This window comes from Shewanella sp. HL-SH5, assembly GCF_051163755.1.
Classification (GTDB): Bacteria; Pseudomonadota; Gammaproteobacteria; order Enterobacterales; family Shewanellaceae; genus Shewanella; species Shewanella glacialimarina.
The window spans coordinates 351,869-363,120 of record NZ_CP195038.1; the positions used below are offsets into that span (position 1 = coordinate 351,869).

At 38.9% G+C, this 11,252-nt stretch carries 13 protein-coding genes and 1 other RNA gene; 9 read left to right on the forward strand and 5 right to left on the reverse strand.

All coding sequences use genetic code 11. The features are described 5' to 3' along the window. Positions 1-24: 24 nt before the first annotated feature. Together ACRWQM_RS01505 and ACRWQM_RS01510 are read right to left on the reverse strand one after the other, a co-directional pair. Positions 25-351 carry a YraN family protein gene (locus ACRWQM_RS01505; protein WP_434927404.1) on the reverse strand — a complete coding sequence of 109 codons (327 nt, stop codon included), beginning with the start codon at positions 349-351 and terminating at the stop codon, positions 25-27. Next, entirely contained in the window at positions 348-2,174 is a 1,827-nt protein-coding gene (locus ACRWQM_RS01510; RefSeq protein WP_434931016.1) for a penicillin-binding protein activator, read from the reverse strand. The genes ACRWQM_RS01505 and ACRWQM_RS01510 overlap by 4 nt, the downstream gene beginning before the upstream one ends. An 89-nt stretch (positions 2,175-2,263) precedes the next feature. Between ACRWQM_RS01510 and rsmI the strand changes: the two genes are divergently transcribed. The 3 genes from rsmI to ACRWQM_RS01525 all read left to right on the forward strand — a co-directional run bounded on the left by rsmI (position 2,264) and on the right by ACRWQM_RS01525 (position 5,002). After that, positions 2,264-3,106, forward strand: a complete 843-nt coding sequence (rsmI, locus tag ACRWQM_RS01515; protein ID WP_434931017.1) for a 16S rRNA (cytidine(1402)-2'-O)-methyltransferase — start codon at positions 2,264-2,266, stop codon at positions 3,104-3,106. A 66-nt stretch (positions 3,107-3,172) separates the two neighbouring features. Next, positions 3,173-3,524: RNase P RNA component class A (gene rnpB, locus ACRWQM_RS01520), an RNA gene on the forward strand. A gap of 50 nt (positions 3,525-3,574) precedes the next feature. Beyond that, positions 3,575-5,002, forward strand: a complete 1,428-nt coding sequence (locus tag ACRWQM_RS01525; protein WP_434931952.1) for a DUF6538 domain-containing protein — start codon at positions 3,575-3,577, stop codon at positions 5,000-5,002. Positions 5,003-5,177: 175 nt separating this feature from the next. Here ACRWQM_RS01525 and ACRWQM_RS01530 read toward each other — a convergent pair whose 3' ends face one another. The 3 genes from ACRWQM_RS01530 to ACRWQM_RS01540 all read right to left on the reverse strand — a co-directional run bounded on the left by ACRWQM_RS01530 (position 5,178) and on the right by ACRWQM_RS01540 (position 7,368). Continuing rightward, positions 5,178-6,068, reverse strand: a complete 891-nt coding sequence (locus ACRWQM_RS01530) for a hypothetical protein (RefSeq protein ID WP_434931018.1) — start codon at positions 6,066-6,068, stop codon at positions 5,178-5,180. 88 nt (positions 6,069-6,156) lie between these two features. After that, on the reverse strand, positions 6,157-6,777 hold the full coding sequence (locus ACRWQM_RS01535) for a hypothetical protein (protein ID WP_434931019.1): 621 nt from the start codon (positions 6,775-6,777) through the stop codon (positions 6,157-6,159). Between the two features lie 195 nt (positions 6,778-6,972). After that, complete coding sequence (locus tag ACRWQM_RS01540; protein WP_434931020.1) at positions 6,973-7,368, reverse strand: hypothetical protein; 396 nt, start codon at positions 7,366-7,368, stop codon at positions 6,973-6,975. A gap of 319 nt (positions 7,369-7,687) precedes the next feature. On the opposite strand from ACRWQM_RS01540, the gene ACRWQM_RS01545 reads away from it, so the two are divergent. From ACRWQM_RS01545 to ACRWQM_RS01570, 6 genes are all read left to right on the forward strand, one after another. Continuing rightward, positions 7,688-8,311, forward strand: coding sequence for a recombinase family protein (locus tag ACRWQM_RS01545; RefSeq protein ID WP_434931021.1), 624 nt, complete (start codon positions 7,688-7,690; stop codon positions 8,309-8,311). 170 nt (positions 8,312-8,481) lie between these two features. Next, a complete protein-coding gene (locus tag ACRWQM_RS01550) occupies positions 8,482-8,802 on the forward strand; it encodes a hypothetical protein (RefSeq protein ID WP_434931022.1) in 321 nt (106 codons plus the stop codon). Further along, complete coding sequence (locus ACRWQM_RS01555) at positions 8,796-9,131, forward strand: hypothetical protein (protein ID WP_434931023.1); 336 nt, start codon at positions 8,796-8,798, stop codon at positions 9,129-9,131. Before ACRWQM_RS01550 ends, ACRWQM_RS01555 begins: the two co-directional genes overlap by 7 nt. A 1-nt stretch (position 9,132) precedes the next feature. Beyond that, on the forward strand, positions 9,133-9,306 hold the full coding sequence (locus ACRWQM_RS01560) for a hypothetical protein (protein WP_434931024.1): 174 nt from the start codon (positions 9,133-9,135) through the stop codon (positions 9,304-9,306). Beyond that, positions 9,278-9,814, forward strand: a complete 537-nt coding sequence (locus ACRWQM_RS01565; protein ID WP_434931025.1) for a helix-turn-helix domain-containing protein — start codon at positions 9,278-9,280, stop codon at positions 9,812-9,814. Before ACRWQM_RS01560 ends, ACRWQM_RS01565 begins: the two co-directional genes overlap by 29 nt. 67 nt (positions 9,815-9,881) lie before the next feature. Beyond that, a complete protein-coding gene (locus tag ACRWQM_RS01570) occupies positions 9,882-10,829 on the forward strand; it encodes a hypothetical protein (protein ID WP_434931026.1) in 948 nt (315 codons plus the stop codon). Positions 10,830-11,252: the final 423 nt, after the last annotated feature.

Sequence of the window (11,252 nt, forward strand, 5' to 3'; positions counted from 1 at the left end):
CAATGCTGTGGTAACTATTGATGCTTAAAAACATCCCTTAATCCAACTTATTTGTGTGTTATTTATGGCAATAACATCAAATCGGCAAGGTGGATTTATACCTTGTTGTTGCAAATAAGCGTTGGCACTGAGGCGAATGCGATTAATTTGCTTAGCGCTCAGTGCATTTATCGCGCCGCCAAAGGCTTGCGATTGGCGATATTTCACCTCAACAAACACTAAAGTCTGTTGCTGCTTCATAATGAGGTCAATTTCGCCGAACTTGTAGCGCACATTTGCGGTAACAAAGGTTAATCCTTGTTGCTGTAAATATTCTCTAGCCTGTTGTTCAGCGAGTTCGCCTGATGTCATAGTGGCGTGAGTTTACCTTTTTCGTATTTTCCCCAGGTTAATTGACGATCAATTAACCCATTAGGTTTTAGCGACAATGCACCGCTTCGGCCATTAAATTGGTATCCTGGAAATGCACGCATTTGGGCTAACCGGTTCACTAACTCGAGCGCGTCATACCCCATAACATATAGACGTTTTTGGCTGTTATTCCAGGTAGACCATAAAGATTCAACCATACGAGTTTCGTTACTTGGCTGCATTAACCAAGGTATGTCGCTGATCATCACTTTATTTAACTCTTGTGCCGACTGGGTTGATTCGTTTTCTAAGCGGCCGCGACTCGAAGTATAAAGTGCAACAGGTTCTGCAAATACACTGAAGTTAACGTCTAAAAAGGCTTTTAATAACGATAAATCTTGGTAAGCCGCAACCATATAGATAGCATCTATATCTTGGCGAGAGCGAAAATCAGCTTCAAGTTTGCTGCCCAGTATCTCTTTCATACGAGTAATTCTTGCCTGACTGTCTTCAACCCCTAAGGCTTCCTGCACCGTGAGTTTCATTTGGTCGCCGCTATCAAAATAATGAATTTCAGCGTTATTTTCTGTTAACGATAACCAGGTTTGATTAAAGCTTTCAGCCATACGTTTACCAATGGCGTCATTACTGGTTAGCAGTAAAGGTATCTTAACCCCATCGGCGTACAATTTACGCGCGGCATCACTGGCTTCTTGCGCGGGTGATAACGAGAAATAAAATTGATTAGACTGTGGCTCAAACTGCTCTAGTTGATTTAAATACAGTTGCGGAATAAGTTGCTCTTTACTTTGGTTTAAGCGTTGCAACTCTTCCACTTCATTAGGCAATAATGGCCCGATAATAAAGTCTGCACCGGTATCAGTTGCTTGCTGATAAGCTGCTTTGATGCCTATTTGGCTATCAATAAAATGCAGAGTGACATTGCTATCAAATTCGGCCATATAGCTGGCCATAATGCCCATTTTTATGGGTTCAGCAACAGCCGCTCTTGGGCCTGAAAGCGGTAATAGCACCGCAATGTTTTGCGGGCGATAAGGTTTAGCATTGAGCGCTTTTTCTAAATCAGACGGTAATTTTACCGCACCTGGATGATACGGGTTATTGCGTTGCCATTCGCCTAAATAACGAACCAGCTGAGTGGGTTCAACTGCATAGTGTTTAGCAATATAAGCGAGTTGTAGCCAGCCTGAAAATATTGGGTTTGCCGGTTCACGCATGAAGCTTTTAATGGTTTCTTCATGTAAGGGCTGTAACACTTTCCAAATAACGTCATTAACCTGAGTCGATTCAGATTTAGGCAAATAGTTACTTAACAAACTTAATTGTCTAATTTGATCGATAGGTTGTTGGATAGCCTTATAAAGGCGGGCTTTATACTGATGATATGTCGCCATTTGCCAACGGGGCAGTTTCCAATGGGGTGGATATTGTAATGTGTTTAATGCAGCCTGCGCATTTTGAGTCTTTTCATCAATACGCGCATTTAAGTAAATGTGCTCAGCCTGAATGGTAGACACTTTCACCATATTTTTTAGCATCGATGACAAAATGCTACGAGCAGAACTGTAATTACCATCATTAATATACGCATGGGCTGCTAATAACAGGTTGCGATCACGTTTTTCAGGTAAGCTGCTTTTGCTGGCTTCGGATAAATAAACACTTGCTGGTTGCTCTACAGACACTAATGACGTATTGACTACTTGATCAATACTTTCGGTTTTAGTGGCTGAACAACCAATCAATAATGCTGGTAGTGTCAGTGCCAATAGAAATTTAATTGAAATCAGTCTTTTTAACACAGGGCTTCACTCTGGTAAGATATTGGCTTTAGTTTAACCTGCTCTTACGCTGGGCGAAAGACTTGTGCAAAGAGATTATTGAGGTAGTTATGGATCAAGCCGCAGCACTTTATATTGTGCCCACCCCCATTGGCAATTTCGCGGACATGAGTAGCCGTGCAATTGAAGTGTTAAATCAAGTTAGCTTGATAGCATGTGAAGATACTCGGCACAGTGGCAGATTGTTAAGTCATTACGGTATTGAAACCCGTAAAACAGCCTTACATGACCACAACGAGCGTGATCGTGCCCAGTGGATTGTTGAGCAATTACAATCAGGTCAATCGGTTGCGCTTATTTCAGATGCTGGCACACCGCTAATATCTGATCCAGGCTATCATCTGGTTAAACATGTTAGAGATGCAGGTCATAAAGTCATTCCACTGCCGGGGCCTTGCGCGGCAATTACTGCACTAAGTGCTTCTGGACTTCCCTCAGACAGATTCAGTTTTGAAGGTTTTTTACCGGCGAAAGAAAAAGGCCGTATTGATAAATTAACAGCGCTTAAAGAAGACCCGCGTACGTTAATTTTTTATGAATCACCGCATCGCATTGTTCACAGCCTGACTTCAATAGTTACCGCGCTGGGCGCCGATCGCCAAATTGTTATGGCCAGAGAAGTCACTAAAACCTTTGAAACCTTCTTATCAGGCACTGCTGAAGAAGTACTGGCGATGGTTATCGCAGATGAGAACCAGCAAAAAGGTGAAATAGTTATTATGTGTCATGGCTTTTCCCAGACCGATGACGAGGCTATTCCCAAAGTCGCTATTGATACATTAACGCTGTTAGCTGCTGAATTACCACTTAAAAAAGCTGCCGCAATAGCTGCGCAAATACATGGTTTTAAAAAGAACGCATTGTATAAAATCGGGCTTGAACTCGGTTTATAATTTAAGTCATATCGATAAAGTAAACTATGGATTGGTTTGTTGGCAGGCTTACGCTATAATCCGCGCCGAGTTGGCCAGACAGTTGCCGCGTACTTAGGTACGGGGAGGAAAGTCCGGGCTTCAAAGAGCAGGGTACCAGGTAACGCCTGGGCGGTGTGAACCGACGACAAGTGCAACAGAGAGGAGACCGCCATTTTAGCTTGCTAAAATGGTAAGGGTGAAAGGGTGCGGTAAGAGCGCACCGTGCGGTTAGCAATAGTCCGTAGCAAGGTAAACTCTACCCGAAGCAAGACCAAATAGGGTTCCGCATGGCGCTGCTCGCGTTGGAACCGGGTAGGTTGCTTGAGCCTGTGAGCGATTGCAGGCCTAGATGAATAACTGTCCACGACAGGACCCGGCTTATCGGCCAACTCAACCTTCTTGTAAACAGAGGCCTCGCAGCTATGCGAGGCCTTTGTGCTACAAGATGTGCTACAAACTGAGACACAGAAAATCCCCCATACCTTTCAACGGAATGGCATATATTACTTGCGGTATAGAGTACCGAAAGCAATCCAACAAATGACTGGTTTACCTGCTGTAGTTAGGCTGAGTTTACAAACAAAATCGCCAGAAGCTGCCAAAAAACTCACCAATATAGTTGTATCTAAAATTTGTGAATTAAAAGGTGTAGTAATGGCTAAAGAATTAGAAATGACCTTTAAAATGAATTTAATGACAGTTCCGACTATTTTTGGAGATGTTAAATTCGAGCGTGAGGATCCAAATGAAGAGCTAGAGATGGCTGTTGATTTTATGCTTAAAAATCCTCAGCTTATGAGAGTTCAGTCAAATCAGCTACCAAATAAGTCCATATCAATCACTGAAGCAGATAATTCAGCTCAATCACTAACTATCAGAGCTATGACTGAAAAATGGGCAATTGTTTGTTCTAAACTAAGTCAGAAAGAGCAAGAGTCTCATAATCGATACATGCAAATTTTACTGTATATGTACGGTGATGCAGGCATTGTTTTTAATAAAAAGCAGATAAATGAGTTACTAAGAGTTAGTAAGCGAATGCCTCGAGGTAATATAAAACCTTATTCTGAAATGTCCATGGATGAACGAATAGAACTAGCTCTGCAAGATGAAGTGCCAGATGAAGATCAGATTACGAATAGTAAGCATGCATTAAAAACTTTCCAAGGTTTCTTTAATTGGCTAGTAACTGAAGAATACATTGAAAGCAGCCCAATGAAATTAAGAACAATTAAAGCGAAAAGAGGTGAGGATAGGGGAGCATTTGACATTCCAACATCCAAGAAAATTATTGATTATGCTAAAAATACTTCTAATTTAAACCTTAAGTGGCCGCTATTGATTATGGCTTATTCTGGTATGAGAAATAATGAGATTCAAAAACTGAAGAGAGGAGATATAAGTAGATGCACTAAAACCGGTATTTACTATATGCAAATACAGTTTAGTAAGACTGAAGCTTCTACTCGAAAAATTCCTATTGCACAACCGTTGATAGATTTAGGCTTTGTGATATTCGTTCATTCATTCAAGAAAAAAACGGATCGTTTGTTTGATGTTTCTGAACGCTATTTAACCTCTCGGTATCCTGAAATCAGAAAGTTGATAGGTTTGGATGAGAGAGATGAAATGGGTTGTAAGCTATCGCTTTACTCTTTTAGGCATACCGTCATTTCACTAATTAGGGCTAATGGTGCGAATGAATTTTTAACAAAAGCAATTGCTGGCCACAAATCATCTAAAAAAGGTGATGCTATACATGATAAGTATTCACATCTATTTTTAATTCCGCTTGAAAAGTTAAAATTGATATTAGATGGACTTTTATATGACGTGGCATTTCCATCATTTATGGACGATATAGATAATTATTAACAGTAATATTTCCATTACATGTTTAATTAAAGAGACTTGATAGGTGGTAGGGATTTGAACCCTCCCCCTAATTCTAAGACGCCTGTATACGCGGGTTGTACGAGTTTTGAATTAGTTAGTTGTTACACCAAACTGTTGTTTTTTATCGTCAGAAGAATGATGTTAGTCTCAAGTGCTAAAGCTTAATCATAGTTATTGATTCGATGCTTTTATTTCGGTATTCAATTTCTAATATTACTTTAGTCATTGCGCAAATACTTATAGCTTCAACCATCGTTATATTTGGAGTAATTAAACTACCATGACCTGCTGTAGGCAATGTATTACGTAGTTTATAAATATCCATCACTGCATTAACAAGGTTTTCAGGTAATTTTGATACATTTTTAAATTGGTCAAAAAAACCACCTAATGGTTGATTAGCAACATTAGGATTATTAGTAATATCTTTAGCCATTGTTTCGAGTACATTTGAAGCTGCGTGCACGGAACCCGCTGCATCATTTTGGTCTAAACAGTTATTCATTCTATCAATTTGCTGAATAATATTGGGGTGTAGCTTATTGATAAAGTTATTACCTAAATTTTTATTAAAAGCTTCAACGCTATCCAATAATTCACAGTCTAAATAGAACTTAGGATTTACTGACATCCATGCATATCTCCAGTCATTTGGTAAATTATCACGGTTAGCGATCAATGTACCTGTGTCTTTGTCTACTTCATCTACATATTTCTGCATATAATCTGCGTAATATTTTAAGTATTTAAATGAAACCTCTGGGCAGAAATTACTAACAGATAAAAGCCTACCACTTTTATTTGTTGATACGACCGGAACTTCTTCATCGCAAAGTGATGAAAAGCTAGTTCTTTGCCAGAAAGAACTTAATTCATCTTTTTTGTTTTCAGTAATACCCGCAATCATATTAATTTGAGATAACAAAACTAGGCTCTCGAAGTAACGAGGGCACTTATGGGCATTTGCATAAGGACAAGTAGATAAAGCATTACGTTTTTTTGCTTCTGCTTGCCACCAACTTCTATCCGGTACAATTCTACTCATAGCTTGACTCAACACCTCACCAAAATAAAATAAACCATTGTTTTATATAAAATAAAATTAAAAACCCTTAAGCCTGTAAGATGCTTTATCATGCATATTTCCGAACATTTGCAATGTACTCACAAAGTTCAATCTCGAGTTCATCTAGGTAATCTAAAAATTCAATTATTTGGTTTTTCATCTCATTTTTAAACACTAATCGAGCTTCTTCAGTATTCTCATCATGTAGTAACCTGTCAGCTTTGTAATTCAATTCGTATAGAACCAAAATATTTTCCATGATTTCGCCAGTACGAGCTGGAGTGTCCTCAAGATAGACATTAGCAATAACCTGCATACTTTCTTCAGCTAATTTTAATTGTTTCAACAACTCTTGCATTAAGGATAAACCAACTTCAATATTTATCTTTTCAAAGATGACTCCATATATATGAAAGCGATAATTGTAACTATAAGACCGCATTTTTTGCATCGTGATAAAAACAGTTTCCAATGAAGAAAGTTTGTTCTTTAAATCTTCTTCTCGTTTTCTTGACGTTCGCTCTCTTTCTGCTTCTTCAGCTAAGTGCTTTAGCTCCGTTCTCAATCGTTTACTTGAGTAAAAGTTATTTAATCCCATAATAGCAAAGGCTATAACGGCAGTGAGCACCGCAGCCAGCGCATTAAGTACACTCTCTAAATGTATTGGCTCAACTATTATTTCTATCATGTCGCTACCAGTTAATTATTGCAAAGGCATAACAGCTTATTGAACACATCGCCCGATAAATTGAGCATTAACATTCCTCTTGAATGCTTTATCTTTTTGATATGATTGTATAAAGTACAGTTTCCTCCAAATAAAAATTAAGGTTTATGACATAAAACTTTAACTGTTCACCGACGAAATCTGTTTACTAGCAAGTCACTCAATCTTATAGATTTCTACACTCCCAACTTTCTGACCTTCAGCACTGCCACCATGATGGTGAAAAGTTCTACGGAAAAAAAATTCTACCTCTGTATTTTTCGAAATTAATACAAAGTCGATTTTTGCTCGTTTCAGGGTAGATATAGCGGCTTTAATAGCTTTATTTGGACAATCTAAAATCTGATCATCTTTCTGTAAATTACCGCTCTGTCTTATAATTCTTAATAGATACTTTCCGTTATCTTGCAGGTTTGAAAGTTCTTGTAACTTGTCAAGATAAACGACACTAGTATCATTAGGATCATCAAGTTGCCTTTCTCTACTAGAAGAAATTATAAATGTAATTAACGCCATAATGACACAAGCTATTAGAGATAATACAAATTCCATTTTACGTGTTCCATTATCAACTCGATCTCGTAGGAAATCGTAAAAAACTAAAGAGAACTTTGTCTTTAATCATATAAGTTTATTGCAATTTATCAGTCTGTTTTAATCAAAGCAATCACCCATTAGTCTTGATTAACTCATGTATTTAAAGAATACCCCCCCTTAACCGCAACAACTAGAATGTGTATAAATCATCCGAGACATTTAAGTCTTATCGTACCTCTACATGTATACTTCAATGAATACACTTGGTAGAATGTAGGAATGCGGCCTAGAGAGCCAAATGAATACACCTATTAATCATTGAATGAGATACCACATGCTGAATACACCTTACCTAACCATTCGCGCATATTTAAGAGCATCGACTAAAGAGCAAGATAGCTCTCGAGCTAAGCCGGAGTTAATTTCATTCGCTACAGCAAAGGGCGTAAAGATTACGACCTTCTATCAAGAAAACGTATCAGGTAACACCCCAGACCGGCCAGAGCTTGATAGGTTGATAGATGAGGCTAGTGACGGTGACATTCTACTTATTGAGAAAATGGACAGGCTTAGCCGTTTACCTTGGGAAATATGGCAAACGCTCAAAGCCAAGATTGCCAGTAAAGGGATCATTATCGTAATCGCTGATCAACCACAAACTCATACCGCACTATCAAACAATGATGAACACTCGGGGTTTATTCAAAAAGCTCTTACAAACTTCATGATCGACTTAGCTGCCGGTATGGCAAGGGATGATTATGAGACAAGAAGAACGCGACAAGCCCAAGGTATTGCGAAGGCCAAAGCTGAGGGCAAAACGTGGGGCGGTCAAAACAAGGACATTAAGCTACACGAAGCAATTTTAACTCATTTACAAACGATGAGTATCCGTAAGACAGCCGAAGAACTTGGTTGTTCAGTATCGACTGTGCAAAGGGTTAAAAAGAGCCAATAACACTAAAAAATAAATTACCCCATTTTTCCTATTATTTACAGCGTTATAAACCTCCAAGCAAAGTTTTGTCGACATAATATGTCGCCAAGACTTTTTTTTACAGTTAAAATACATGAATTAAGCTACTGAAAGTAGTGAAGAAACTTATACGTAGGTGGGGGAAGTATATAATGTTCAACGTTTTAGATAGAACAGAAATGATTGATGAACTAGCCAATCAGGGCATGCCAAGGCATGTCGCAGAACAATACTGTGATGTATCGCTGTTCAAGATACTAAAAGGTGAAACTAAGACGGCTAAAGCTAGGCCATTATCTGCGCTATACACTGCCAACAAAGAAATGCAGGAAGCATTAGCTAAAAAAAGAAAACAACAAATCCATAGCTATGCTCATCTAGGAGGTATACATCGTATGGCTGCAGCCTTTGAAATTGCAGATACCTCAAACCAAGCTAATGCCAATCCAGTTCAGGAAACCAAATCATGTTAGAACGTATGTATTTTTGCTCAAAGCTAGTGGATACCGCTATGCAAGCAGTTGAAGCTGGTGACTCTCAGTCTGCAAAGGCTAATCTACAGGCACTAAAGAACATATTAGACAATATGAACACAGGTGATGAGGGGGTCAATAAAGTTATCAAGAAAATTGCAGCAGCCACAGGCGTAGATGACTTGAAGACGCTAGAAAACTTAATACTGGTTGGCTGCAACATTGCGGCTCGAGGGCATGGAACATCACAAGCAACCTATGCCGCTCACATAGAAAGAGAAGCCAGTATGGCTAAGTTAGTAACATTACCAATGCTAGGGATTAGATAATATGACCATGCAAATCAGAGTGCCTAAAAGCCTTGAGCCAACAATTGAGGGCATCGCCCGTGAATCAGGTCTAAAGTACTGCCATGTAGTCCAATACCTACTCGTTGAGGGACTCGAAACGCTAAAGCAAAGAGCTAGAGTGATGGATGATCCAAGCGGTGATGCTATTGGGTAACAGAGTCTTGCCAAACGTTCAGGCTGAGATTATTGCGATGATTGCAGCGGGTTATACGCTCGCTGCAGTATCGAAGCACTTTGATCTGAGTTACCACACAGTCAGGACTATACAGAAGAGAGTTGGCGTTAAAGCTGGTTCGATGAAACAAGAACTAATAACCAAATACCAAAACGCTCTTAAAATATCACTATCAAGTGATGCGATAAGAGGACAAGCCTCATCACTCCTTATGGATGATTTAGCGTTAGCATCAAAGCTCAGAGATAAGCTTCATTGTCTTCTAGACGAGCTACCAGATAAGCCCACAGATACAAAACAAGCCGTTCAAGTAGCAAGAGCATTAACCGGAATAGCTTCAAGCTTAAAGCTGTCTAATGACACATTGAGAGCTAGCTTTAAATTTGGTGATAAACCAGATGTGAATGAGGACATACCGGAGCTGATAGTAAGGGAAATGCTAGAGATTGAAGTCTTAGAAGTGAGAGCCGCTAAAGTAGGATCTTAAGGCAAAAAAAGCACCTCATGCGAGAGGCGCTACTAAACATGTAACAGTGCAAAAAGAGTATACCAAATTGGCTAAAATTGGTCTAGAAATGCCATCAGAAATGGCACAAAAAACAGAAATAAAAAAAGGCGCAAATTATACGATTTTAAAGAGTGAAACTTTAGAGTCTGAAACAGCGTCAAGCCCAGTGCTGTCTAAGGCTATAGAGTACTCAAATGCAGCAGGAATGAACGGACAACCAGTATATGTATTTAATAGAGTAATAAAGCCCTTATTTACTCATACTAAGAAGGGAGTGAAAAAGCATAAAGAATTACTAATACCGCACCATGATAAATCAGAAAAAAGAACCTTCTCGAGAGATTTAGAAACAGCCTTTTTAGTCTTGCAAGACATAACTCAAATCAAAGAAAATCAAGCAACGATAGTATTCGGCACAGTTAGCTTTTCAATCAATGCCAAACTCAAAGTTAACAGCGCATCAAATCACGCCACTGCATATGGAAAGCTCTTAAGTGGACGCAACTGGAATGAACCAACAATTATCGTGCTTGAGAGTGGCTTGAAAGGCACTAAATCACTCACTCACGCGCATATTATTACCATAGTAAGGGAAACGCCTGAATCAAGTTTGGAGTGTCTTAAAGAGCTTTTAAAGAAAGATAACCCCAAAAGTTATAGTGCCGTATTAGTCAGTCCTAATTATCTCTTTAAACAACCATACACGGAACTGATAGAGCTAGAAGAAGAGCAATTTGGGACATTACCCACGGAAGAAGGGTTAGAGCATCCACATTGGTTAAGCTCATGGCGCGAACCAGACAGTAATGAGGTAAAAAGACGTGTACCTGTAAACATTGCTTGCTGTGATTACTTGTCAAAAGAGTTAAGCACTAAGCAAGCTGCTAAAAGGTATGGTTTTATTAATTTTGGAAACCTACGCGGAATGAAAATAAGAGAACGAATACAAGCAACAAGAGAGTTCAAGCAGAAGTACAAGTCCACTAGCAAATAATAAAAAATAAAACCACTTCATAAACGAGGCGTCCGGCTTCATACGGAACGCCTCAATCACTTAAAAAACAAAACCAGTTTATATTTGATGCCCTAACGAGCCTCTAGAAAGCAATAGTCCTAGAAGAAAACGACCTACCGGTATCGGAACGTTTGAAAGTTTTAGATGTATTTTTTGAAAATTCACACCAAATATAAACCAAGTAATACTTGGAAAATAAATCAGCTTAAGTTAACTTAGTTTGTGTTACAAACTGTGCTACAAACTGAAACACATTAAGAATTAAAGCTTTATAAAACACACTACTTACTAACCAATTTTGCTGTGAGGAGTCGGCTTATCGGCCAACTCAAACCTTTCGAAATAGAAGGCCTCACAGCGATGTGAGGCCTTTTGTTTTTACGCTTATGCCTATATACGCAG

Bases quoted from the DNA above. Each gene is read 5' to 3' on its own strand.
- ACRWQM_RS01505 (WP_434927404.1), bottom strand. From the start codon at position 351: ATGACATCAGGCGAACTCGCTGAACAACAGGCTAGAGAATATTTACAG.
- rsmI (WP_434931017.1), top strand. From the start codon at position 2,264: ATGGATCAAGCCGCAGCACTTTATATTGTGCCCACCCCCATTGGCAAT.
- ACRWQM_RS01530 (WP_434931018.1), bottom strand. From the start codon at position 6,068: ATGAGTAGAATTGTACCGGATAGAAGTTGGTGGCAAGCAGAAGCAAAA.
- ACRWQM_RS01535 (WP_434931019.1), bottom strand. From the start codon at position 6,777: ATGATAGAAATAATAGTTGAGCCAATACATTTAGAGAGTGTACTTAAT.
- ACRWQM_RS01540 (WP_434931020.1), bottom strand. From the start codon at position 7,368: ATGGAATTTGTATTATCTCTAATAGCTTGTGTCATTATGGCGTTAATT.
- ACRWQM_RS01545 (WP_434931021.1), top strand. From the start codon at position 7,688: ATGCTGAATACACCTTACCTAACCATTCGCGCATATTTAAGAGCATCG.
- ACRWQM_RS01550 (WP_434931022.1), top strand. From the start codon at position 8,482: ATGTTCAACGTTTTAGATAGAACAGAAATGATTGATGAACTAGCCAAT.
- ACRWQM_RS01555 (WP_434931023.1), top strand. From the start codon at position 8,796: ATGTTAGAACGTATGTATTTTTGCTCAAAGCTAGTGGATACCGCTATG.
- ACRWQM_RS01560 (WP_434931024.1), top strand. From the start codon at position 9,133: ATGACCATGCAAATCAGAGTGCCTAAAAGCCTTGAGCCAACAATTGAG.
- ACRWQM_RS01565 (WP_434931025.1), top strand. From the start codon at position 9,278: ATGATCCAAGCGGTGATGCTATTGGGTAACAGAGTCTTGCCAAACGTT.